The following is a 25,363-nucleotide window of genomic DNA, read 5'->3' on the forward strand; positions in this document are numbered from 1 at the left end:
TTTAGCTATTTATTGAGCTGGCTATATTTTGCAATTATTCTGTCGCAGGCTTCGGATAATAAGCCGAAAACATGGTGGTATCCATCTTCATTACCATACCATGGATCTGGCACAGATTCGTCATTTTCATTTATTTCATTCAATATCAGTTTGATCTTTTGAGGATTCCAAAAATTTCCGCTGATACGTTTAACATCCTTATAATTATCCTGATCCATCACATAAATCAGGTCGAAATTGTCCATGTCTGCAGCTTTAAACTGCCTGCAGCGTTGCCTGCTGATGTCGATACCGTTTATGCTGGCTACTTTTTGTGAAAGCTGATGTGGCGGTTCCCCGATATGGTAATTACCCGTACCAGCGCTATCAACCATCCAGGATAAACCAGCAGACTGGGCCTTGGCTTGTAAAATGCCTTCTGCCAGTGGACTTCTGCAAATATTACCCAGGCAGACCATCAATACTTTCATGGCTGCAAAGATAATGGTCAACCGCTAGAATGCTGTTCCTGTCTCAGATTCATTGCTGTCAGGGGGAAATGGCTGCAAGCTACAAGCTGCAGGCTGCAAGTTTAGCGTAGGATAGCAAGCAGATATATCATGATAAATCCTGAAAATCATGAAGATTAATAACAGATAGAGCTTTTAGAGCAATTAAATATTTATTTAACAAGCTGATTTTAAATAGTTAATTCGCTTACCCACCTTTTTATTTCATCAATAGCAGAAAGTCTAAAATGACCACCAATCAAGGCTTGCAGCTTGCGGCTTGTGGCTTGCAGCCAAATTTCCCCGGACAGTATTGTCTCCTATTTCGGATCCTTCGACTTATATATTTCAAAAAAAATCATAATAATAACTAACAACTGGCAGCATCTTTAACAAAGGTTATTATGGAAAGCTAAAATGAGTGCATCTAAAGAGTAAGAAGGAAATATTTTATTGTAAAATGAACACTTGATTCTTCTGGTAAATAAAATTATTAACTAAATTGCCCACCCCGGGTACAAAAAATGGTCAATATGGAACTGGATTTTAGAGAGAAACAGCGAAAGAGTTACCGAGTGATGAGGATGATTTATGATCTCTCTATGGCAGTTTTCATCATGGGGATGGCTTTTATATTATTGTTGGCTGAGCAGTTAAAAATTGAACAGTTAACAATGATAGATCCGATGTACAGGTACCTGATGGGGTCTATATCAGTATTGTATGGAGGTTACAGGTTGTACAGGGGGATTAAGCGGGATTATTAACATGCAAAAAGGAATTGTTTATACAATAGGATGGTTTTGTTTGTTTACCATGGTATGGTCTTGTAACAGTCCTGATAAAGTAAAGACTGAGTTAGACACACCAAATAAGGGGACAATCAGGATCAGTGTGGATGAGAGTTTTAAACCGGTTATTGAAGAGCAGCTAAGGGTACATAAATCTTCTTTTCCTGAAACCAATATCATCGTTTCCTATAAACCGGAATCAGATTGTTTCAGGGATTTGCAGAAGGACAGTACCCGTATGATTATTGTAGCGAGGGGATTATCGAAAGAGGAAGCATCGTTCTTTGAGAATCAGTTGTCTTTTAATCCGCAATACGGTATACTGGCTTATGATGCAGTAGCCATTATTGTAAATAGGCAATCACCTGATAGTGTCTTCACCCTGAGCAAACTTCGCAATATCCTGAGCGGTAAGGATAAAATTACCGCTGTAATGGATGGTAATAAAGCAACCAGTACGGTTCGCTATTTAAAAGACAGTGTATTAAGAAATGGCAATTTTGGCGCCAATGTGGTGGCGGCAAAAGATAGCCGGGATGTACTGGATGTTGTAGCTTCCAGAAAAGATGTAGTAGGGTTTGTAGGTATTAGCTGGATCGCAGATAGTTACGATCCTGTACAACTCGACTACCTTAAAAAGATTAGAATGGGATTAGTGGAATGTGTTAAATGTGAAGAAAAAGATATATTCGCAATGCCCTCACAGGCAACCATTTCACGTGGACAGTACCCTTTGGCACGTCCATTGTATTATATATTAAAGGAAAACGCTGCTGGACTCGGAACAGGATTTATGAATTTCATGAGCCTGGAAAGGGGACAGTTAATTTTCCGGAGAGCATTCCTGGTTCCGGCAAAAATGGGATTTGGGAAAAGATCCGGAAGTATTAAAGATGCAGATTAACACACAACTATAAAAACCGACAAATGAAGAAGACCGTTTCTTTGATCGTAACAGCCTTGCTTGCTGTACAGTGTTTGATGGCGCAGGTAGCTGAGGGAATTAAATTCCTCAACTACGAGAAGTATAAAAGCGCCCGTGAAACTTTGAAAAAGGCTTATGAGGCCAACACAAAAGATCCCCAGACGATCTATTGGTACGGTCAGTCATTGATTGCTGCCGAAGCAGGCGGATTAACCAAAGACATGATTACTGCGGCCAAAGATGTTTACCAGAAAGGTTTACAGGAAATCGGCAGCGATGCATGGTTGCTGGTAGGTATGGGTCACCTCGAAATCCTTGAAGGAGGTGATATCAATTCTGCTAAACAAAAATTTGAGCAGGCTATTACAGCCACCACTGCAACCAGGGGGCGTAATAAAGGTAAAGCCGACCCCGGTATCCTGAATGCTATCGGACGTGCAAATGCCGATGGAGGCAGTAAACTGGGAGACCCAAGTTACGGTATCGAAAAACTGAAATTGGCAGCCGCTACTGATTTAACTAACCCAGATATTTTCATTAATATGGGTATCAGCTACCTGAAACTAGGTGGCGAAAATGGTGGTGAAGCTGTAAAAGCATACCAGGAAGCAATTACACGTGATCCTAAAAATGCGAAAGCTATGTACAGGATCGGTCGTATCTACCAGAGCCAGAATAATAAAGAACTGTTCGAGCAGTTTTATGGTAACGCGATTGCCGCGGATCCTACCTTTCCTCCGGTATATTATGTACTGTATGATTACTATGCAGATAAAGATGTACCTCGTGCAAAAGAATACCTCGATAAATATGTAGCTAACGCAGATAAAGACCCTAACACTGATATGTTTGTGGCAGACTATCTTTTCCGCGCTGGTAAATACAATGAAAGCCTTGAAAAAGCCAGACAAATTGAAGCTGAAGTAGGTGGCATAGATAAATTTCCTAAGCTAAACATCGTTTATGCATATAACTACGATCGAACCAATGATTCAGTAAAAGCAAAAGAGGCTATTGAAAAATTCTTTGCAACTGCTGATCCCGCAACAATAACTACCTCGCAATGTGAATTGGCAACAAAAATTTATGCCCGTTTCCCTGGAAGTGAAGAAAAAGCTGTTGCTTATATAGAGAAAGCAATGACTATTGATACCCTGAAAAACAGCAAAATTGCCTATATGGGCAAAGCTGCAGAAATTTATGGTAAAGCAGGTAAATTCCGCGAACAGTTAAATTGGTTGCAAAAACAGGTAGACCTGAAAGGCGGAGTAATGGGCGAATATGAATACTATCAGTTTACCAATACCGCATTTACCGGAAAAGATTACGCTTTAACCATTGAGTTAGGTAAGAAATACCTTGCGGCATTTCCTGATAAGCCACAGCCTTATTCATTCCTGAGAAGAGCTGCTTTTGCTTCAGATCCTGATACTTTAACCGGAGCAGCCATCCCAGTGTTGGATTATCTGGATTCTTTTTACATGAAAGACAAGGAAAAAAACAAGAAAACCATCTTCGTTAACCTTTACTACAGACTCAAGTATTATGTGGATAAAGCCAAGGAACTGGAGAAAGGTTTAGCTATTACCGAGCAAATGCTGACACTTTATCCTACTGAAGGTGAAGAAAATAAGTTTGCTTTAAATGCCAAAGCCGCAATAGTAGAAGGTTTAAAAGCCAAGGAAAAGCAAGGGAATAGCGGAAAAACCACCTCCGGAAACACATCAAATTCATCCGGAAGCGGGGATTAACGCTAAATGATTAAATAATTCGGTAAAACTCTCCCATTATTGGGGGAGTTTTTCTTTTTATATGCTTCACAGGCTTATTTTTGCGGGACATTAATGTTTTAACATGAACTGGCCGACTTTTTTGTTAGATGCTTCTGCTACAAGTAATGCGTATGGGTACCTTCCGATTGGAATCCAACTGATTTTTGCCGCCGGTTTTGTAGCTACCATGATTGCTGTATCTCAGTGGCTTGGACCAAAAAGAAAGACCTCCGATAAGCTGGAAACCTTTGCAAGTGGTATTGAAAGCCACGGAGATGCTCGCCAGCCTATGGCCATTAAATATTTCCTGGTAGCCATTTTGTTTGTGTTATTCGATGTGGAAGTAATTTTCTTTTATCCATATGCAGTTAATTTCAGGGAACTGGGTTGGGCAGGTTTTTGGGCTGTATTGATGTTTGTTTCCTTTTTCCTGGTTGGCTTCATTTATATTATCAAAAAAGGTGCCCTTAAGTGGGAAGATTAATATGCTGTGAATAATCTTCACAGCTTTTTTGTAAATAGAAAAAGTAGATGGAACATTATTGAGCCATTTATTGTTAATAGAAAGATTATGGCACGTCCGGTACGATTTAATATTAACCCCATCCCAGCCAATACCGCTGATGCAATTTCAACAGTGAAGGCTCCGGAGGGTTTTTCTGGTGAAGGGTTTTTTACCACCCAATTAAGCAGTGTAGTAGGTTTAGCCCGTAAAAATTCCATCTGGCCACTGCCTTTTGCGACATCCTGCTGCGGAATTGAATTCATGGCCACTATGGGTTCGCATTACGATTTATCAAGATTTGGTTCTGAAAGGGTAGGTTTCTCCCCCCGTCAATGCGACCTGCTGATGGTAATGGGTACTATTGCAAAAAAAATGGGCCCTGTTTTGCGTCAGGTTTACCTGCAAATGGCAGAACCCAGATGGGTAATTGCCGTAGGTGCCTGCGCTTCAAGTGGCGGCATTTTTGATACTTACAGTGTGTTACAGGGTATTGATCAGGTAATACCAGTTGATGTGTACGTACCTGGATGCCCTCCAAGACCAGAAGCAATTTTAGATGGCTTTATGAAAATACAGGATCTTGTAGGACAGGAAAGTATCAGAAGAAGAAACAGTGAACATTATAAAGCGCTCCTGAATAGCTACGGCATTCAGTAGATTGTACATAGACCATGGTAGACTAACCATGGACAAAACAAAAAATCAATGGCTTTAACCAACGAATTCATACAAAATGCGCTGAAAGAAAAATTCGGCGAACTGGTTTACAACTTTGAGGAAACCTATGGTATGCTCAGTTTTGAAGCACCTAAGGAGCATAACCTTAAAATTTTACAGTTTTTGTACGATGAAGCATCACTTCAATTTCGCTTCCTGACAGATCTATGTGCCGTTAACTATCCCGATGACGCAGGCAGAGAATTAGCAGTAGTTTATCATTTACATAACCTTGCTGAGAATATTCGTATTCGGTTCAAAGTCTTTACATCTGTAGCAAATCCGGATGTTTTCACTGCTTCAAAACTTTTTTCCAGCGCCAACTGGATGGAGCGTGAAACCTATGATTTCTATGGAGTAAACTTTGTTGGACATCCAAACCTGAAACGAATCTTGAATGTGGATGAAATGGATTATTTCCCACTTAGAAAGGAATATCCATTAGAAGATCAGACAAGGATTGATAAGGATGATGAAATGTTTGGAAGAGGATAATTTGGTGAATAGTGAATGGTGAATGCTTTTCATCGCTCACCATTGACCATTCACCATTGACCATTCACAATAATAAATGCAGCAAAGCTGATCAACATAGTAAACATGTTAGCGCAACAACAACATAATATCAAATTACCGGAAGGTTCCATTGAAAAAGAAACCACCACCTTAAACGTAGGGCCTACTCACCCTGCAACACATGGTGTGTTTCAAAATATTATGGAACTAGATGGAGAAAGAGTGGTGTCTACCGAACAAACAGTTGGGTATATCCACCGTGCATTTGAAAAATTAGCAGAACGCAGACCGCTCTACCAGATCACCCCCATCACAGACAGGTTGAATTATTGCAGCAGTCCTATCAATAACATGGGATGGCACCTTACCTGTGAAAAACTCCTGGGTGTTTCTACGCCTAAACGTGTTGATTACCTGCGTGTCATCATCATGGAACTTGCGAGGATTTCAGATCACCTGATTTGTAATTCAATCGTTGGTGTAGATACTGGTGCTTATACAGGCTTCCTGTATGTAATGCAATACCGTGAATTAATTTATGAAATATATGAAGAAGTATGTGGGTCCCGTCTTACTACTAATATTGGGCGTATTGGCGGTTTTGAAAGGAATTTCACAAATACAGCGTTTACGAAACTCGAGAAATTCCTAGCAGAATATCCTAAAGTGCTGAAAGAGTTTGAAAACCTCTTTACCCGTAACCGTATTTTCATGGATCGTACTCAAGGTACTGGTGGAATCAGCGCCGAAAGAGCACTGAACTATGGTTTTACCGGACCAAACCTCAGGGCCGCCGGTGTAGACTATGATGTACGCGTACATAGTCCATACAGCAGCTACCAGGATTTTAATTTTACTGTACCCGTTGGTACTACCGGCGATAATTATGATCGCTTCCTGGTGCGTAATGCGGAAATGTGGCAGAGCTTAAGTATCATCGAACAGGCTTACCAGAAAATACAGGAGTTCAAAGGTGCTGAAGCAGAAGTATACCATGCAAATGTGCCAGAATATTATCTTCCTAAAAAAGAAGATGTATACACAAAGATGGAAGCCTTGATCTGGCACTTTAAAATCATTATGGGCGAAGTTGATATGCCAAAAGGTGAAGTGTACCATGCCGTTGAAGGAGGTAATGGTGAATTAGGTTTTTACCTGATCAGTGATGGTGGCCGAACACCTTTCCGCCTGCATTTCAGAAGACCTTGCTTTATTTATTACCAGGCATATCCTGAATTAATTCAGGGAGGAATGCTGAGTGATGCAATTGTTACAATGAGTAGCTTAAACCTGATTGCAGGAGAGCTGGACGCATAATTAATTTGAAAATTTGGAAATTTGGAAATGGCTTAACTAGTGGTACTCCATTTTCATTTTCAAATTTTCAAATTATTCAATTTTCAAATTGAATAGTATGATAAGATTTTCAGAAGAACAGATGACCGAGTTTAAAAGACTGGTAGCGCGTTATCCGGAGGGAAAACAGAAGAGTGCACTGTTGCCGGTACTGCATCTGGCACAGGATAGTTTTGGTGGTTGGTTGAGTGCCGAAACAATGGACTATGTAGCTGATTTATTGCAAATAACACCGATAGAAGTATATGAAGTAGCAACCTTCTATAGCATGTATAACCTAAAACCCGTAGGAAAACACATGTTCGAAGTTTGCCAGACTGGTCCTTGTATGCTTAATGGCAGCGATGATATTATCGCCTATATAGGGGAGAAATTGGGCATTAAACCCGGTGAAACAACGTCTGATGGACTATTCACTTTAAAAACTGTGGAGTGTTTGGGTGCATGTGGCTATGCCCCAATGATGCAAATGGGAAAAACTTATCGGGAACACCTGACAAAAGAAAAAGTTGATGCAATAATAGATGAATGCAGAAAAACTGCAGTAAGTCTAAATTAAAGAGGATGAAAAAAATAATATATCCATTCTTTATCTGCCTGGTGTTTGTAACCGCTTGTGAGAATATCTCTACCTCGGGTACAACGACGATAACATCAACAGATACTGTGATGGAAGATATGTCGATAGATAAAGTGGATAGCGCTGGCAATCCAATTGGAGCAACAGCGAAAAATTCACTGGATGTAATGGGAAAATATAAGGGTGTTTTGCCCTGTGCAGATTGTGAAGGGATAGAAACGGTGGTCGAATTAAAAGCAGATAGTACCTATAGCAGGGAAATGAAATACCTCGGCAAAAAAGACAACCTGTTTACCGCCAGTGGTAAATGGACCTGGGTTAGTGAATTTGTGATTAGTCTGGGTAGTATTAAAGAAGGACCCAACCGGTATTTTGTAGCGGAAGGGAAACTGTTGCAATTGGATATGAATGGCAAAAAAATCAGTGGGCCTTTAGCAGATAAATATGAACTGAAAAAGCAGTAATGAAAAAAGGGTTAATCATATTATTCACTTTATTTTCTTTATCAGTATTTGCCCAAGGCAAAGCTGAGGGGAAGGTTTTGAATCAAATAAAGGCATTAAATGGCGCCATTTTCATCAACAGGGATAGTGCGGTACTGGCTGGATTAATAGATGAGATGGTTACTTATGGACATTCAAGCGGAAAAATTGAGAACAAACCCGAGATGATCCATAATGCAATGGTAAGTCCAACCACCTACAAAGATTTTGGCATGAGTGATGTCTCAATCAGGATAGATGGTAAAACGGCCATTGTAAGACATGTATTAAAAGCAAGATCATTTGATGCTGCTGGTAAGGAAGGTGTATTGCATCTGAATGTATTGCAAACATGGATCAAGAAAAATAAACAATGGATACTGGTAGCCAGACAGGCTGTTAAGTTACCCTAGTTGAATCATACAAATTCAAAACGCTTTTAGGCGCCGGATATATGAGTAAAAAATTATTATTAGAAAAAGCAGACGTAGAAGGCATCAGGTATTTCGATGTTTACCGTCGTGAGGGTGGGTACCGTAGTGTAGAGAAAGCATTGAAGGAAATGAACCCTGAAACGATTGTGGAAGAAGTGAAAAAAAGTGGACTGCGTGGTCGTGGTGGCGCTGGTTTTCCTGCAGGTATGAAATGGAGTTTCATCGCTAAACCAGAAGGTGTTCCCCGCCACCTGGTTTGTAATGCCGATGAAAGTGAGCCAGGTACCTTTAAAGATCGCTACCTGATGGAATTCATTCCTCACTTACTCATTGAGGGATTGATTGTTTCTTCTTTTGCGCTTGGTAGTAACGATACTTATATCTATATCAGAGGCGAATATGCATGGATTGTTGATATTTTGGAACAAGCCATCACTGAAGCCAAAAACAACGGGTTCCTTGGCAAAAATATTTTAGGTACAGGATTCGATTGTAATATTCATGTACAACGAGGAGCAGGGGCTTATATCTGCGGTGAAGAAACTGCATTGATTGAGTCATTAGAAGGAAAACGCGGTAACCCACGTATTAAACCTCCATTCCCTGCGATTAAAGGGTTATGGGAGAGACCAACCGTAGTTAATAATGTAGAAACACTTGCGGCAGTAGTTCCCATTATAAATATGGGTGGCGATGAGTATGCAAAAATTGGTGTTGGCCGTTCAACCGGAACTAAGTTAATCAGTGCTTGTGGTAACATTAATAAGCCTGGGGTATACGAAATCGACATGACTATTTCTGTAGAAGAATTTATCTACAGCGACGAATATTGTGGTGGTATACCCAATGGGAAAAAATTAAAAGCCTGTATCCCAGGCGGTTCATCAGTGCCAATTCTTCCGGCTAACCTCTTACTGAAAACAGCCATAGGTGAAACACGCTACATGAACTATGAAAGTCTTGCAAATGGCGGCTTTGCAACCGGATCGATGATGGGCTCTGGCGGATTTATTGTAATGGATGAAGATCAGTGCGTAGTTCGTCATACACTTTCACTTGCACGTTTCTATCGTCATGAAAGCTGCGGACAGTGTTCACCATGTCGTGAAGGAACTGGATGGATGGAAAAAATTCTGAAGAATATTGAATATGGAAATGGTAAGATGAGTGATATTGATCTGTTATGGGATATTCAAAGAAAAATTGAAGGAAATACGATTTGTCCCTTAGGCGATGCCGCAGCATGGCCCGTAGCCGCAGCGATCCGTCATTTCAGGGATGAGTTTGAATGGCATGTAAAGCATCCGGAAGAAGCGCAGAAAAGAAACTTTGGGTTAGCGCATTATGCTGATCCGATACATGTGCCGGTAGTCTAAGTAAAAAGTCAAAAATAAAAATTCAAAAGAAGAGGGTGTTGATAAGTGAGTTTGATGATTTTGAAGTGAATGAAGGAGAGAAGCCGTATAACATCAGGCATCGGTGTTTTTACTTTTCGAAAGAGCTGATCATATTTGTAGGAGATCATAAATATGATAGGGTTTATAGTTCTTTATTTGATCAATTGATAAGAAGTGGAACATCCATAGGGGCAAATGTAGTAGAGGGGAAAGCTGGAAGTTCTAAGAAAGACTGGAAAAAGTATTTTGATATAGCATTAAAATCGGCGAATGAAACGAAGTATTGTTTATGTCTGATAAGAGATACAATGAATGTTTCTAAGCCAAAAGTAAATGAACTGATCAAAGAAGCGGATGAAATATCAAAAATCATCGCTTCAATAATACTAAATGCTAAATAGTCATAGTCGAAAACAGTTTTTTGACTTTTGACTTTTTAATTTTGAATTAACTGTTATGCCTGAACAACAATTGTTTAAAGTAACGATCGACAACATCACCATTGAAGTGCCTGCAGGAACTACTATTCTGAATGCAGCACGCAAAATTGGTGGTGATGTTACGCCTCCTGCCATGTGCTATTACAGCAAGCTGGAAGGAAGTGGTGGTAAGTGTCGTACCTGTTTGGTTGAAGTGAGCAAAGGTTCTGAAAAAGACCCTAGACCAATGCCTAAATTGGTAGCTTCCTGCCGTACTACCGTAATGGATGGTATGGAAGTAAAAAATATTACCAGTGAAAAAGTAATTGACGCAAGAGCAGGTGTGGTAGAATTCTTATTATTGAATCATCCACTCGATTGTCCAATTTGTGATCAGGCTGGTGAATGCCACCTTCAAGACCTAAGTTACGAACATGGTAAAGAAGGTACGCGATATGAGTTTCAACGCAGAACATTTAAGAAACACGACCTCGGGCCATATATTCAGTTACACATGACGCGTTGCATACTTTGTTACCGTTGTGTATTTACTGCAGATCAATTAACGAATAAACGTGAACATGGGGTGCTCGACCGTGGCGATCATGCAGAAATTGCCACTTTTATTGAAAAGAGCCTTGATAATGATTTTATAGGTAATGTTATTGATGTTTGTCCGGTAGGAGCTTTAACTGATAAAACTTTCCGTTTCAAAAATCGTGTATGGTTTTTAAAACCTGTTGATGCTCACCGCGATTGTCCGACCTGTTCTGGTAAGGTAACTTTATGGAACAGAGGAGATGAAGTGTTTCGGGTAACTGCACGTAAAGATGAGTGGGGCGAAGTGGAAGATGCTGCTGATGGAAAACCTGGCTGGATCTGTAATACCTGTCGCTTCGAGAAAAAGAAAACCAGCGACTGGGTTATTGAAGGACCAAGACTCATTAACCGTCATTCTGTTATTTCGCAAGGACATTATGCCGGTAAAGTGGGTACACACATACCAACGGAAACCTTTGAAGCTGTTAATGACGGCAGACAGCCACAGTTATTAATGGATATTCATTCCGTTAGTGAAGTAAATAAACCCGATGTGCAGTTAAGCCTGATTGATGGTCCTGCACATAATCAAGTATTTAATAAGAACAAAGACTAATCGCATTTTATAATGACACTACTTGCTTTTGACTGGGCCTTATTAATAGAAAAACTCGCACTGATTGCAGTAATTGTATTCGGTAGCTTAGGTATTGCACTATATACCACTTTCGCAGAAAGAAAAGTAGCTGCTGTATTGCAGGATCGCCCGGGACCCAACCGTGCGGGTCCTTTTGGTTTGTTACAACCATTTGCTGATGGCTTGAAACTGATGATGAAGGAAGAGATTATTCCGAATACTTCTAATAAAGTATTGTTTATTCTTGGTCCGGGTTTGGCCATGACCGCAGCATTGATGACATGCGCCGTTATTCCATGGAGCAGTCACCTGGAGTTGTTCGACCGTAAAATTGAATTGCAGATCGCAGATATTAATATCGGTATCCTTTATGTGTTTGGTGTGGTGAGTATGGGTGTGTATGGTATTATGATCGGAGGTTGGGCCTCTAATAATAAGTTTTCCCTTATGGCAGCATTAAGGGGAGCTTCTCAGGCAATTAGTTACGAACTAGCAATGGGATTGTCTTTAATTGCTGTGCTGATGCTGTCGGGCTCTTTAAGTTTGAAAACCATTGTTGGCGAACAAATGGCTGATGGTAATTTCTGGAATATTGTTTACCAGCCACTTGGCTTCCTCATTTTCTTTGTTTGTGCGCTGGCTGAATGTAACCGTACACCATTCGATTTACCGGAAGCAGAAAATGAATTGAACTTTGGCTATCACCAGGAATATTCATCCATGAAACTGGGCTTTTACCTTTTTGCAGAATATGTGAACATGATTATGAGTAGCGCAGTAATGGCATGCCTTTATTTCGGAGGATATGATATTCCATTCCTGGATGAATCAACCCTCGCACCAAACCTTGCAGCGGTATTGGGTGTAGGTGCACTGTTAACTAAGATTGTCATTTTTATATTCATATTTATGTGGATTCGTTGGACAATCCCACGTTTCCGTTACGATCAACTAATGAACCTGGGTTGGAAAACGATGATACCGTTAGCCCTTGCCAATATGCTGATTACTGGGGCTGTGATTTTGTGGAGAGCAGGAGGGTGATGTGAATGGTCAATTGTCAATAGTCAATTGGAGGAAGTTCAAGCTGACTATTGCCTTTCACAAGCGCGATTTATTGTTGGTAAAAATGGTGGTTAAAAATATTTTTGCGAAAAGTTAAACATCCCAAGGGATAAAAGATATGCAGGCATTAACAAACAGGGCAGAGGAAGTAAGTCGGAAACCCATGAGTTTCATGGAGCGACTGTATCTCCCTGCGATTATGAAAGGAATGGCGATTACATTCAGCCATATTTTCAAAAAGCAGCCAACCATCCGCTACCCGGAAGAGAAAAGACCATTTAGTCCGGTTTTCCGTGGATTACATGTGTTGAATCGTGATGAAGAGGGCCGTGAACGTTGTACTGCTTGTGGACTTTGCGCAGTTGCATGTCCGGCAGAAGCTATTACCATGGAAGCGGCTGAAAGACTTCCGGAAGAAACGAATCTTTACCGGGAAGAAAAATATGCAGCAAAGTATGAAATCAATATGCTTCGTTGTATTTTTTGCGGACTATGTGAGGAAGCCTGTCCCAAAGATGCGATTTACTTAAGTGAAACATTTGCTCCAGCTAATTATACCAGGAAAGGTTTTATATACGGGAAAGAGGAATTGTTGATCCCTAATCCTAAAACCAATCCGGAAGAATATGCAAAAGCAAAAGGATTATAAAATGGATAACCTGTAACAGCCTGTTCTGTTGCTTATGATGAAAGCTAATTAAAACACCAATGAGTATAACTGAAATATTATTCTTTTTCCTTTCTGCCCTGGCTGTATTCAGTGCTATTATGGTACTGGTAAGTAAGAACCCGGTGCATAGCGTTCTTTGGCTGATTGCGGTGTTTTTTGCCATTTCAGGTCACTATATTTTATTGAATGCACAATTCCTGGCCATCGTAAACCTGATTGTTTATGCCGGAGCCATTATGGTATTGTTCCTATTTGTGATTATGTTAATGAACCTGAATAAAGAAACGGAAAGGAATAAGCATGTTTGGATGAAACTGGCCGGTGCAGTATCCGGAGGATGTTTCCTGATGGTATTGATCTCATTGGTGCGTCAGGCAACCGATTTTCAGGATAAAGCAGCGCTGATGGGTACAGGAGATATTGGTTTAATAAAAAACCTGGGTAAAGCATTGTTTAGCGACTTTGTGGTTCCCTTCGAAATCAGCAGCGTATTGTTCCTGAGTGCAATGGTAGGTGCAGTGGTGATTGGGAAAAAAGAGTAAGATTAAGACAATAGTACATGGTCCATAGTCCATGGAAAATATATTAGCAACCATGGACAATAAACCATGGACTATAAACTAAAGAATATGCCGATACAATATTATATCTATTTAAGCCTAGCACTGTTCAGCATTGGTATCATTGGAGTGTTAACACGTCGCAATGCGATCATTGTTTTTATGTGTGTAGAATTGATGCTAAACGCGGTAAACCTTTTGCTGGTGGCATTCTCAAAAATGCACCATGGTATTGCATTAACCAGTGACCCAGCTACTACGGTGGGTATAGACGGGCAATTATTTGTGTTCTTTATTATGGTAGTGGCGGCTGCAGAAGTAAGTGTAGGACTTGCAATTATTGTAATGATGTACAGAAATGTACATTCAGTAGATATTAATTTTTTGAATCGATTGAAAAACTAATTCCTGAAAAGGAAGCATTGTTGATCCAATCCCAGTAATGGGATAAAAAGACTCCGCCTCAGGCGGAAAGAAGGCTATGAGTAAACTTGTTTATCTGGTTCCACTTTTCCCATTAATCGGATTCCTGATTAATGGACTAGGAAGAAAAGCAATGTCAAAATCAATGATCAGCATCGTTGGTTGTGGTGTAATGCTGGCATCCTTTGTGGTTAGCTTATTGGTATTTTTTGATGTAAAAGAACATGGTGCTACAATTGTCAACCTGTTCTCTTTTATCAAAACTTCCGCTTTTCAAATTCCTTTTGCTTTCCAGGTTGATCAACTATCTTCCTTATTCCTCCTGATAATTACCGGCATTGGATTCCTGATTCATTTGTACTCTGCCGCTTATATGCACGAAGAACAAGAACAGCATTTCGGAAGGTATTTTGCCTACCTGAACCTGTTCGTATTTTCAATGTTACTGCTCGTATTGGGTGCTAACTATGTAATCATGTTTATCGGTTGGGAAGGGGTAGGCTTGTGTTCTTATTTGTTAATCGGATTCTGGTTCAAAAATGATCAATACAACTACGCGGCAAAGAAAGCTTTCGTGATGAACCGTATTGGCGATCTGGGTTTCCTGCTTGCCGTTTTCTGGTTGATTTTTAAACTGGGCACCGTTTCTTACGGCGATGTATTCTCCAGTATCGATAAGCTATCAACCTTTGATATAACTGCAATCACTTTATTATTATTTGTTGGTGCTATGGGTAAAAGTGCCCAATTGCCTCTATATACATGGTTGCCTGATGCAATGGCTGGCCCTACTCCGGTTTCAGCGCTCATCCATGCTGCTACCATGGTTACAGCCGGTATCTATATGATTGCCAGAAGCAATATTCTTTATACACTCGCACCTGTATCACAAACTGTCGTTGCAATTGTGGGATTAGCGACAGCAATTTTTGCAGCAACCATTGCGCTCAAACAAAATGATATTAAAAAAGTACTGGCATACTCAACAGTTAGTCAGTTAGGTTATATGTTTCTTGGCTTGGGAGTAGGCGCCTATACTGGTGCGGTGTTCCATGTTATGACACATGCTTTTTTCAAAGCATTATTATTCCTTGGAGCAGGTTCTGTTATTCATGCAATGCACCATGAACAGGATATTCGCAAAATGGGTGGATTAAAAAAATATATGCCCATTACGCATATCACTTTCTTTTTAGCCTGTTTAGCAATTGCCGGCATACCTCCATTTTCAGGATTCTTCTCCAAAGATGAAATCCTCATGGCTGCCTATAACGCCAACCCACTCTATTATTATATTGGAATGGCAGGTGCTTTAATGACTGCTTTCTATATGTTCCGTTTATATACTTTGACCTTCCTCGGATCTTTCCGTGGTACCCATGAACAAGAACATCATTTGCATGAAAGTCCATCAGCGATGACAATCCCATTAATCGTCCTGGCTGTTTTATCTGTATTAGGTGGATTTGTAGGAATACCAGAAGTATTTGCGTCTGATGCTCATTCTCTGGAACATTTTCTGGCCCCCATATTTGCTGAGTCCACGAAGCATGCTCATGAACATCATTTAACACATACGCAGGAATATATTATGATGGGTGTTTCTACTGCACTGATCGCTGGAATAATTTTCTTCGCGGTTGCTAAATTCAAGAAACCCGGAACATCAACCGAAAGCAGTGGTATCGGAAAATTACTGGAGAATAAGTGGTATGTAGATGAATTATATGATGCAGTTATTATAAAGCCATTACACTTGCTGTCTGTATTCCTGAAAAATATTGTAGAGAAAGCAGGTATTGATGGTTTTGTAAATGGTATTGGTAAACTGGTCGGATATGGGTCCAGACAACTGAGGTTATTGCAAAGTGGACAGGTAGCGAATTATCTCCTGATTATGGTGATGATTATGGTGTTGTTTGTATTGATATGGTTCAATGATCTGACCATCTTAAACTTTTTCAAAAAAATATTTTAACCGCTAAGCGCGATAAAGCATATTTATGATTCCAGTTTTTTTGATATTACTTCCCTTGCTTACAGGTGTGGCAGGATTCTTTATTAAAGAATCTAATGCGGCAAAAGGGTGGGCGCTGTTATCGGCGGCATTGACATTAATCGTGGCAATTGCCGGTATTTATTTTTATCCATCAACGCAACAGTCATTTGACACTGCATGGCTGCCTTCATTAGGAAGCAGGTTTACCCTAACTATGGATGGAATGAGTAAAATGCTGGTATTATTAACGGCTATTTCCTTCCCGATTATTTTTCTGGCTACCCATAAAAATACTTACCAAAAAGCCGGATCATTTTATGCGCTGATGTTATTAACCCAGGCCGGTCTGATGGGTGTATTTCTTGCGAATGATGCATTGCTGTTTTATTTCTTCTGGGAGCTGGCTTTAATACCTGTTTATTTTCTTTGTTCGATCTGGGGTGGAGAAAAAAGAATTGCAGCAACCTTCAAATTCTTCATCTATACTTTTATTGGCTCATTAATGATGCTGGCAGGAATACTCTACATGTATTTCCAAACAGCCGATCATTCATTTGCATGGCAATCGTTTTACACAGTACAATTAGCACCAGCACAGCAATCATTGATTTTCTGGTTGTTTTTTGTGGCATTCGCTATTAAGATGCCCATTTTCCCTTTCCATACATGGCAGCCCGATGCTTATGAGCAATCGCCAACCGCAACAACTATGGTATTAAGCGGTGTAATGGTTAAAATGGGAATCTTTGCTGTCATCAAATGGCTCTTGCCTTTTTTCCCTGCAGCAGCCGATAAATTTGCCCAAATCATCATCATTCTGTCTGTTACAGGAATGTTATATGCCTCATTTATTGCGATCAGGCAGGACGATATAAAAAGATTGATTGCTTATTCCTCTATTGCACATATCGGATTAATGTGCGCCACTTTGTTTACCAATAGCAGGGTGGGATTGGAAGGAGTGATGATTCAAATGTTTAACCATGGTATTAATGTAATTGGACTATGGATTGTAGCCGATGCCATTGAACAACAACTAGCTACACGTAAGTTTAGTGAACTAGGTGGATTAGCTCAAAAAGCTCCGGTACTTGCCATTCTGCTGGTAGTAATGGCATTTGCAAATATTGCACTGCCACTTACCAATGCATTCATTGGTGAATTCATGATGTTTAATGGATTATTCAGTTACAATATCTGGATCACAGCAATCGCAGGTATCAGTATTATCCTTGCAGCAGTATATACTTTGAACATGGTTCAGAAAGTGTTTTATGGAAATACAACTGATGCCACGGTAAATGCAACGGATATCAGTGGCAATATTAAACTGGCATTGGTAGTGTTGGTTATTGTAATTATTGCTTTAGGTGTATACCCTCAACCTATGATAGACCTCACAAAAGATACTGTGGGAGCTACTATGGCGGGTAAATAGAATAGATATTTGATTATTAACAAGTAAAGATGACAACATCTTTACCCAAAATTCCCTCAGGGGATTTGGATATATGAACGCAATTATATTATCGGCATTATTGGGTGTTGTAATGATGTTTAGCGGCATTATTACAAATAATAAATCAGTATTAAAGTATATTGCCGCAACAGGACTACTGTTGCTGATAGGAGCGAATTTGCTGGATACATATGCATTGTTTAAAATTCATATCAATACCAGGGGCTTACTGAGTTTTGAAAAATTCGGACTCTATTTTAATACCCTGGCTTTCGGAGCAACGTTTATCTATGTATGCCTGAGCGGGAAGGATATTGAAAAAGCCGGTATCAATGTAGCAGAATATTTTGCCCTTATTTTCTTTGTATTATGTGGGGTAAGTATACTTTCTGGCTTTAATGGATTATTGATGCTATTCCTCGGTATTGAAATTTTATCCATCCCTCTATATATTCTTACCGGATCAGATAAGCGGAACCTGAAAAGTAATGAAGCATCCCTGAAATATTTCCTGATGGGATCATTCACAACAGGCATTATGCTCATGGGTATAGCCCTTTATTATGGGGCTACCGGTTCATTCGCTTTAAATGCACCTCCGGTAATTCCAACTACCGGCACTATAAATCCTTCCTTTCTTCAGATAGCCGGATTATTACTGCTGTTTGTAGCCATGTGTTTTAAAGTATCTGCCGCACCATTTCATTTCTGGACACCAGATGTATACGATGGGGCACCTAGTGTATTTACTTCTTTTATGGCAACGGTGGTTAAAGCAGCAGGTTTTATTGCCTTTATTCGCTTGTTTCAAAACCAGGCAGTAGCGCTTGGCCCATCATGGAAAATCATCCTGTCATTTGTAATCATAGCAACATTACTCATCGGTAATATTACCGCTGTATTCCAGCAGAGTGTAAAACGTATGTTGGCATATTCGAGTATTGCGCAGGCAGGCTTTATGCTGTTTGCCTTGTTTGCCGGAAACGACCTGGCAAAAGAAGGTATCCTGCTTTATGCAGTGGCATATAGTCTGGCAACCATCGGCATTTTTGCAGTATTGATAAAAATGCCTGATTATACATTCGATGGTTTTAACGGTTTGGCTAAAAAACAACCCGTACTGGCATTCACAACCACCATTTTTCTGCTTTCTTTAGCCGGTATTCCACTTACTGCAGGTTTCTTCGCTAAGTATTATATGTTGGCAGCAGTTGTTAAGAGTGGAGGTGCTTTATGGCTGGTAATCATCGCTCTATTCTTTGCTGCGGTAAGTGTATACTACTACTTTAAAGTAATACAAGCTATGTATTTCAAAGAAGGCGATACAGAAGCCCCTGTAACAAGTGGTGCATTCAAAACCGGACTTGTCTTATTGGCGGCACTGGTAATTCTTATCGGTATTTGGCCATCTTTGATCCTGAACTGGTTTTATTTCTAACCGCTCCTCATTTTTTGGTGCCTGAGGTCTATCCTGACAGCTTTTCTACGTTATCTTTATAGGAGAAATGCTATTATGAAGGGTATGACCATCTTTGATTCTCTATCGCTGGCCTGGCGAACAGTACGCAGTAATAAATTGCGTACCGGCATTACTGTGGCTATTATTGCCTTCGGTATCATGGCATTAATAGGTATCATCACAGCAATTGAAGCAATGAACCAGAGCCTGGTAGAGAGCTTTTCTTCTATGGGAGCTAATGCCTTCAACATTCGATTTAAAGATTCTCGTGTAAGGTTCGGAAATAATTCAGATGTCAAGAAAACAACCAGGGGCAAGAAAGAAAAAAAATCGAACCTGGATAAAGCCATTCTCAAAGAAGAAGCAGAATATTTTAAAGATAATTTCAATTACCCCGGAGCAAAAGTGAGTATCTATAGAAGAGGTCCCGGAGGACAAGAAATTAATTACCGCGACAAGAAAACCAATCCTCAAATAGTAGTATGGGGCGGCGATGAAAACTACCTCGCTGTTACCGGCTATACGATAGAAGTTGGAAGAAACCTCAATTCCCTCGATCAGCAAAGTGGGCGTAATGTTTGCCTCATAGGAAGCAATGTTGCGAAAACTTTGTTTGGAACAAGTCCGGAGAAAAGTTTGGATAAAGTGATTCGTGTAGGAGGACTGCCATACAGAGTAATAGGTTTACTAAAAAGCAAGGGCTCCAGTGCCATGTTGCGACAAGATGATGTAATTGTTACTACCTATACCAATATCCGGCATTTTCAAAACATCAATCGTTCCTATATGCTTGGGGTAATGGTGGGTAATGTAAATGATCTGGAACCCGCATCCGGGGTAGCTACATCGGTCTTTCGGTCGGTTCGAAAACTACAACCCATTGAAGAAGATAATTTTGTGATTGAAAAGAGCGACAAATTCGCGGAAATGTTTATCGGGTTCCTGAGCAGTATTACTGGTTCAGCAGGTGCAATCGGACTTATTACCCTGATCGGCGCAGCCATCGGTTTAATGAATATTATGCTTGTTGCCGTAAATGAAAGAACCAAGGAAGTTGGCTTGATTAAAGCAATCGGTGGGAAAAGTAAAAATGTTCGTCAACAGTTCTTATTTGAAAGCATGATTATTAGTCTGCTAGGAGCCATCTTCGGCATCATCCTTGGCGTACTTGTGGGTAACTTATTCGGACTAGTTTTAAAAACAGGATTTGTTATACCATGGGCCTGGGTAATAGTAGGGGTGGTAATCTGTTCTGTTGTAGGGCTTGCAGCGGGCATCTATCCAGCCATGAAAGCTGCCCGATTAAATCCTATCGTCGCACTGCGATACGAGTAGGTAATCTTCTGCCTTATTCTTTAGAATTTGATGTTAGCATTAACAAGTATGCAAAGTTATTTTTTCCTGGTTGCTTGTTTTAATTGGTCGTTGATGTAGTAGATCACATCTTCTTCGGTACTATGCTTCCTTAGCCATTCATAAGTTGGTCTGTTTTGCTGGATGAATGAATGTAGTTTTTCATCTTTAAAACCTGTTAGCGATTGAACCAGTGCAGTATTGAAGCGGTAGTTGATATAGGCTTCTTTTTCATTGGTTTCATAAAATTGCATTGCTTTTCGCTTCTTCTTTTCATGTTTTGAGAACCGATCAATATTCAAGGCAATACCTGCACCGGAATTGGCTTTCGAAACGGTGGGTATGGTATAGTTTACAATATCCTGTAAAAATTCTTTTCTTCTTTCTATGCTATCCAACTGATATCGACTAATGCCACTTCTTGAAGTAACGGTTACATTACCCAGATCACGGGCCAGTGGAGAAAGAAAAGCAGCAAGTGTATCCTGAACAACAAGGTTCTTATTGTACTGCAGTGTGTCAAAAAAATAACCAACTGCTGCAAATGATAAGACATGGTTTTCTGCAGCTTCTATTGCAAATCGCCCCTCATTATTCGTCATAACCGTAGTATTGGTATTCAGGTTACGAACACTGGCGATTTTAATGGGTATATTGGTAACGCTATCTTTCAGGTAACCATAAACAAGCTTTCTTTTTTGCGCATGAAGGCCAAAAGAAATAACCACCGCCAGCATAACCAATACAAACCTTTTCATGATCTTTTTTACAAAGGTACAGGGAAAGGGATTTATGGAGTATGTAAATAATTTGGGGTGAGGTACTGGGTGCTGGGTACTGGGTACTAGGTGTTAGGTATTAGGTGTTAGGTGTTAGGTGTTAGGCTTTAGCGTAAAGAATTTTATAAACAATAAACATTACTAAATACCCAGTACCTAACGCCTAATACCTAATACCTAATACCTAACCCCTTAATCATCACTTAACAATGATCACTTTCTGCAAGTATGTCTTCTTATTGTGTAAAATCTTCAGCACATAATACCCATCGCCTACATTACCCACATTCATTTGTTTGGAGAATGTTCCGTTAAAGCCTGGGTATGATTGATTAAACACCCGCTGTCCGGCAGAATTTAATAATTCAATTGCGAGGTCAGCCTTTTCCTTCACTTCAAAACTCAGGTTGAATATTCCCTTATTAGGGTTGGGCGATAAGCTAAGTTTTATTTCTCTTGCAATTACTTCCGGAGGTAATGCAGTAATGGTTACTTGCAATGTATTGGAGGTTTTCTGACAACCTAATGCATCAACCACTACAACTTTATAAACACCAGATTCAATTGGTTTATATTTATTAGAAGTGGCGCCATTGATGCCTACATCATCTTTAAACCATTGCATGGTTGTACCTGTAATACTGCTAACCAGGGTGTCACCTACTTTAGTAATAGCAGGGGTTGGGGCATCACCTACCACTAATTCAACCCGATCACTAGGGCAACTTGTTCCTGTTCTGATCTTCATGTCGTAGAAGAAATAGTAGAATGGATTAACATCGGCACTTGTATTGGTAAGGTTAACACTATTACCTGTAATCGACATTACGTTAGCAATACTTATGGGGTAGGTAGTGCCGGAAATATTATTGTTCCTGAAAATAGTCGCCCCATTTTCATTACAAAGTACCAATAAGATATGATCACCCGTTTCGTTTACTGGCAGATTCAGGTAATAAACAGCCCCTGTATCTGCGGTTGGGTTTCCTGTTACTGCTCCGGGTTGTGGATTTGGATTCGTAGCTGTAACGGAAAGGGTGGTTCTTGATAAAGGCAGATAGGTAAAGCTTCCATCCTGGTTAACTGTTCCCAGGTTGGCTACAATAACTTCTACTGTACCAGGGTTGCCAATATATAAACGAGCACTTTCAATTGTAAGTGGAACTGAATTATTAAACCTTACAAAATTCCCCCTGAAGTTATTATATCCTCCCTCTGCATAAGCCATTTTAGTGGCTGGTCCAATAGAAGCTTTCACTTCATTCGAAACATAGAAAGTTTTATTGGTAGGAATGCTGGTGGTAGTTACAGCCGCCCCACTTGCAATTGGAGAAGTAGCTGTTGAACTGTTATACCAGAAATAATTACTGTTCGCTACCGGATTATTTACTTTCAATATAGCCGTGGTATTACAGATGGTCCCTATTGGTGAAGGGTTATCAGCTTTCTTACCTATGGTAAGGTTTGTAGTTAATGTATTGTTACTGGTATTCTGATCACCGGTTACATTGGCTGTGGCCAGAATGGTATAGGTAGTGTTTTGCGTAGTTACAAATGGTGTTTGTAAAGTAAAACTTACATTCGATAAGCCAGGTACTGCCGCCGGGTAAATGCCATTAAGCGTAGCTACAGTTGTAGCTCCGTTTTTAACTTCTATTGAAACAGGAATATTTGTTTTAGGTACACTTCCATTGTTACGGATACTTACAGTAAGGTATTGTTTGTTATCCGCACAATCGGCAATGGAAGGGGTGAGAATTTCACTGATGGTAAAGTCAGTAGAAGGGTTCACCACAATCAACCTGAAATCTTCTGTTTCTCCCTTTGTATAAGTACCACAAGATGATATATCAGTGGCTGTGGCTGTTTCAACCAGTACGATTCTTGTCCGGAATGTACTTCCAATGGTAAGTGTACTAGGAGTTGTAAATGAACCAGAAAATACTTGCGTGTTTTTTAATACACCACTGGTTGCCACTAATTCGTTTGCATCTGCAAAATCACCATCGTTGTTATAGTCGATGAATATTTTTACCATTTTATCTGCATCAGTTGCATCTGAACTATTTACACGAACACGGAATGGAACCGATTGAGAGGGTTCAATACTAGCAGCTAAAGCAGTATTGTTGGTATAAGTAGTAGCTCCTGTCGGATTTGCATAACGAATCGTTTGAAGACTCACGCTATCAATTCTACCACCAGCATTATTTGTTGCTGCTGAACTGCAATGCGCCGTTCCACCCACACCACTTACGATTAGTGAATAAGCCTGTTGTCCTCTTGTTAAGGTACCCAAAGCACCTTTATGTGTTACAGTGATGGTATAAGCTTCTCCTGCAACCGTACTGTCAATATCAATTCTTTCAACATTATCAACTGTATTATCACCTTTCACAGCGGCATTTGCTGGAAAGGCGGGGTCGAGTGTCCAGGGTCTGAAAGTTCTGCTTCCGCTGGTAATGCGTATATCCAGGTCGTTGATAAGTTTTTTCTCAGGGTTGTTCAGCACATTAATCTGGTCTACAGTGCCTTTTACATCTGTCCAGCAAATAGTAGCTTTTAATGGTTCTTTACCTGTTGCAACAACTGTGGTGCTAAATGAATTGGTCGTACCATTGAAAAGATTTTCGTACATCAGGTGTTCACTGGTAGCACTATTGTTAGATGCTACAGAAGCAGAAATAACTGCTGCTGCTTTTTGTACATTCAATAATCCCCAGCCGTTCTGATAGTCGGGTCCCGGAGTTATACCTGCTTCATCTGCCGTGTGTATGGCAAGTCCCTTAAGGGTTGCCGAACGCAGAAAGTTGCCATTTTTTAATTTTGAATAATGATCCTGCAAAAGGAACAATGAACCTGAAGTATTAGGAGTGGCCATAGAAGTACCACTTAAACTTGAATATGCTGTAGTTGATGATGAATAGGATGATAACACGTTAACGCCATCTGCTACTACATCTGGTTTTATCCTGCCGTCATCTGTTGGGCCCCATCCGCTAAAAGAACTCATCACCACATCTTCTGGTCTGTTATAACCACCGGGAATTCCTCTTACCGCACCAACAGTAAGAATATTTTTTGCATTCGCATCCCATGGAATACTGCCATAACTATCATTGCTGCTGATATCTCCTGGTCTGTTTCCGGCAGCAGTCATCTGGTTTTGCGCATTTAAACGGAAATAGGGATCTCCGACATTCGGACCTGTTTCTCCGCGGTTATTACCTGCTGCTTTAACTATCAGATAGAAAGGTGCATTGTATGCAATTGAATCCAGTAACTGCGCATCTGTACTATAATAACCGAATTTATAATCTTCGGTTTCATTAGGTCTGCCCCAGAACTCCCAACGGTTTTGATCTTCATTAAAATTCCATCCAGAAACTACGTTGTAAGAATGGTTTGATACCAGCAATCCCGCTGCCTCTGTAGCTTGTTCCGCATAACTGTTGGTGAAGTCATATGCAATCATACCCTGCGCACCATACGACATTCCTTTTGCACTTGGATTAACACCAGATGCTATCATAGTACCAGCAACGTGAGTAGCATGGTTATCATTGGTTGAGGGATTATCTTTTTGGGTAATTCTTCCTGTTAATTCCACATGCGATGAAAGTACCCGGCCCCCATCCCAGATACCAATCTTGTTTTTCAGGATAGCTGAATTCGCAGAAAGATTCAATCCGCTGGCACCACCTTCCCAAAGTTGATTTGCTCTGGTTGTAGCTGCTGCAATGGTATTGTTATCTGTAATAAAATATTTGGGAAAATTGAATCCATCTACACCTACCAAAGTAGCCAGTCTGCCATCCTTAGAACGTATACTTAGCGGCCAGTTTTTTTGTTTGGCTAATGACATGGCTTTGGTATACTCACGTCTCTCTTTTAAAGTAATACCCTGGGCTGCTTTCTCCAGTTCCTGAACATTTGTAGCTACCTGACCAGCCGCAAATGTTACGATGGTTAAGCATCCAATAAAAGTGGGTAAAAATCGTCTGAGCATAATATAGTTTAGTTTAACTTCATGATCA

Annotated in this window: 24 protein-coding genes; 21 read left to right on the plus strand and 3 right to left on the minus strand. The window is 40.2% G+C overall.

Annotated elements, in window-relative coordinates:
- Positions 1-5: 5 nt before the first annotated feature.
- On the minus strand, positions 6-470 hold the full coding sequence (locus ACH30E_RS09370; protein WP_294996153.1) for a low molecular weight protein-tyrosine-phosphatase: 465 nt from the start codon (positions 468-470) through the stop codon (positions 6-8).
- Positions 471-1,021: 551 nt separating this feature from the next.
- On the opposite strand from ACH30E_RS09370, the gene ACH30E_RS09375 reads away from it, so the two are divergent.
- The 21 genes from ACH30E_RS09375 to ACH30E_RS09475 all read left to right on the plus strand — a co-directional run bounded on the left by ACH30E_RS09375 (position 1,022) and on the right by ACH30E_RS09475 (position 20,529).
- Entirely contained in the window at positions 1,022-1,255 is a 234-nt protein-coding gene (locus ACH30E_RS09375; RefSeq protein ID WP_490824603.1) for a hypothetical protein, read from the plus strand.
- 1 nt (position 1,256) lies between these two features.
- Positions 1,257-2,183, plus strand: a complete 927-nt coding sequence (locus tag ACH30E_RS09380; RefSeq protein WP_490824604.1) for a PstS family phosphate ABC transporter substrate-binding protein — start codon at positions 1,257-1,259, stop codon at positions 2,181-2,183.
- A gap of 23 nt (positions 2,184-2,206) precedes the next feature.
- Positions 2,207-3,955, plus strand: coding sequence for a tetratricopeptide repeat protein (locus ACH30E_RS09385; protein WP_490824605.1), 1,749 nt, complete (start codon positions 2,207-2,209; stop codon positions 3,953-3,955).
- A 103-nt stretch (positions 3,956-4,058) separates the two neighbouring features.
- Positions 4,059-4,460, plus strand: a complete 402-nt coding sequence (locus ACH30E_RS09390; RefSeq protein ID WP_294996166.1) for an NADH-quinone oxidoreductase subunit A — start codon at positions 4,059-4,061, stop codon at positions 4,458-4,460.
- Between the two features lie 87 nt (positions 4,461-4,547).
- On the plus strand, positions 4,548-5,138 hold the full coding sequence (locus ACH30E_RS09395) for an NADH-quinone oxidoreductase subunit B (RefSeq protein ID WP_294996169.1): 591 nt from the start codon (positions 4,548-4,550) through the stop codon (positions 5,136-5,138).
- 48 nt (positions 5,139-5,186) lie between these two features.
- Complete coding sequence (locus tag ACH30E_RS09400; protein ID WP_490824606.1) at positions 5,187-5,693, plus strand: NADH-quinone oxidoreductase subunit C; 507 nt, start codon at positions 5,187-5,189, stop codon at positions 5,691-5,693.
- A 105-nt stretch (positions 5,694-5,798) separates the two neighbouring features.
- Positions 5,799-7,031 (plus strand): NADH-quinone oxidoreductase subunit D, encoded by a 1,233-nt coding sequence (locus tag ACH30E_RS09405; RefSeq protein WP_294996175.1) that lies wholly within the window; start codon positions 5,799-5,801, stop codon positions 7,029-7,031.
- A 97-nt stretch (positions 7,032-7,128) separates the two neighbouring features.
- Positions 7,129-7,629: an NADH-quinone oxidoreductase subunit NuoE family protein gene (locus ACH30E_RS09410; RefSeq protein WP_294996178.1), complete on the plus strand. Its 501-nt coding sequence runs from the start codon at positions 7,129-7,131 to the stop codon at positions 7,627-7,629.
- A gap of 5 nt (positions 7,630-7,634) precedes the next feature.
- The gene (locus ACH30E_RS09415; RefSeq protein WP_490824607.1) at positions 7,635-8,114 is read left to right on the plus strand and encodes a copper resistance protein NlpE; all 480 of its coding nucleotides are present in this window, start codon (positions 7,635-7,637) and stop codon (positions 8,112-8,114) included.
- Positions 8,114-8,545 carry a nuclear transport factor 2 family protein gene (locus tag ACH30E_RS09420; protein WP_490824608.1) on the plus strand — a complete coding sequence of 144 codons (432 nt, stop codon included), beginning with the start codon at positions 8,114-8,116 and terminating at the stop codon, positions 8,543-8,545. Before ACH30E_RS09415 ends, ACH30E_RS09420 begins: the two co-directional genes overlap by 1 nt.
- Positions 8,546-8,586: 41 nt before the next feature.
- Complete coding sequence (nuoF, locus tag ACH30E_RS09425) at positions 8,587-9,942, plus strand: NADH-quinone oxidoreductase subunit NuoF (RefSeq protein WP_490824609.1); 1,356 nt, start codon at positions 8,587-8,589, stop codon at positions 9,940-9,942.
- Between the two features lie 35 nt (positions 9,943-9,977).
- A complete protein-coding gene (locus tag ACH30E_RS09430; protein ID WP_490824610.1) occupies positions 9,978-10,364 on the plus strand; it encodes a four helix bundle protein in 387 nt (128 codons plus the stop codon).
- 55 nt (positions 10,365-10,419) lie between these two features.
- Positions 10,420-11,538, plus strand: coding sequence for an NADH-quinone oxidoreductase subunit G (locus ACH30E_RS09435; RefSeq protein WP_294996193.1), 1,119 nt, complete (start codon positions 10,420-10,422; stop codon positions 11,536-11,538).
- Positions 11,539-11,550: 12 nt separating this feature from the next.
- Positions 11,551-12,603 (plus strand): NADH-quinone oxidoreductase subunit NuoH, encoded by a 1,053-nt coding sequence (nuoH, locus tag ACH30E_RS09440; protein ID WP_294996196.1) that lies wholly within the window; start codon positions 11,551-11,553, stop codon positions 12,601-12,603.
- Between the two features lie 139 nt (positions 12,604-12,742).
- Positions 12,743-13,273, plus strand: coding sequence for an NADH-quinone oxidoreductase subunit NuoI (nuoI, locus tag ACH30E_RS09445; RefSeq protein ID WP_294996199.1), 531 nt, complete (start codon positions 12,743-12,745; stop codon positions 13,271-13,273).
- Positions 13,274-13,332: 59 nt separating this feature from the next.
- Positions 13,333-13,836, plus strand: a complete 504-nt coding sequence (locus tag ACH30E_RS09450; protein ID WP_294996202.1) for an NADH-quinone oxidoreductase subunit J family protein — start codon at positions 13,333-13,335, stop codon at positions 13,834-13,836.
- Positions 13,837-13,902: 66 nt separating this feature from the next.
- A complete protein-coding gene (gene nuoK / locus ACH30E_RS09455) occupies positions 13,903-14,259 on the plus strand; it encodes an NADH-quinone oxidoreductase subunit NuoK (protein ID WP_490824611.1) in 357 nt (118 codons plus the stop codon).
- Positions 14,260-14,335: 76 nt separating this feature from the next.
- Positions 14,336-16,255: an NADH-quinone oxidoreductase subunit L gene (nuoL, locus tag ACH30E_RS09460; protein ID WP_490824612.1), complete on the plus strand. Its 1,920-nt coding sequence runs from the start codon at positions 14,336-14,338 to the stop codon at positions 16,253-16,255.
- A 25-nt stretch (positions 16,256-16,280) separates the two neighbouring features.
- On the plus strand, positions 16,281-17,714 hold the full coding sequence (locus tag ACH30E_RS09465; RefSeq protein ID WP_294996208.1) for a complex I subunit 4 family protein: 1,434 nt from the start codon (positions 16,281-16,283) through the stop codon (positions 17,712-17,714).
- A 73-nt stretch (positions 17,715-17,787) separates the two neighbouring features.
- Positions 17,788-19,173, plus strand: a complete 1,386-nt coding sequence (locus ACH30E_RS09470) for an NADH-quinone oxidoreductase subunit N (protein WP_294996211.1) — start codon at positions 17,788-17,790, stop codon at positions 19,171-19,173.
- Positions 19,174-19,257: 84 nt separating this feature from the next.
- Entirely contained in the window at positions 19,258-20,529 is a 1,272-nt protein-coding gene (locus tag ACH30E_RS09475) for an ABC transporter permease (protein WP_294996215.1), read from the plus strand.
- A 56-nt stretch (positions 20,530-20,585) separates the two neighbouring features.
- Here the strand turns inward: ACH30E_RS09475 and ACH30E_RS09480 are convergent, their stop codons facing one another.
- Positions 20,586-21,305: a hypothetical protein gene (locus ACH30E_RS09480; RefSeq protein ID WP_490824613.1), complete on the minus strand. Its 720-nt coding sequence runs from the start codon at positions 21,303-21,305 to the stop codon at positions 20,586-20,588.
- Between the two features lie 220 nt (positions 21,306-21,525).
- Positions 21,526-25,335, minus strand: a complete 3,810-nt coding sequence (locus tag ACH30E_RS09485; RefSeq protein ID WP_490824614.1) for a S8 family serine peptidase — start codon at positions 25,333-25,335, stop codon at positions 21,526-21,528.
- Positions 25,336-25,363: the final 28 nt, after the last annotated feature.

It is taken from the genome of Sediminibacterium sp. FW305-C-61, from assembly GCF_058231065.1.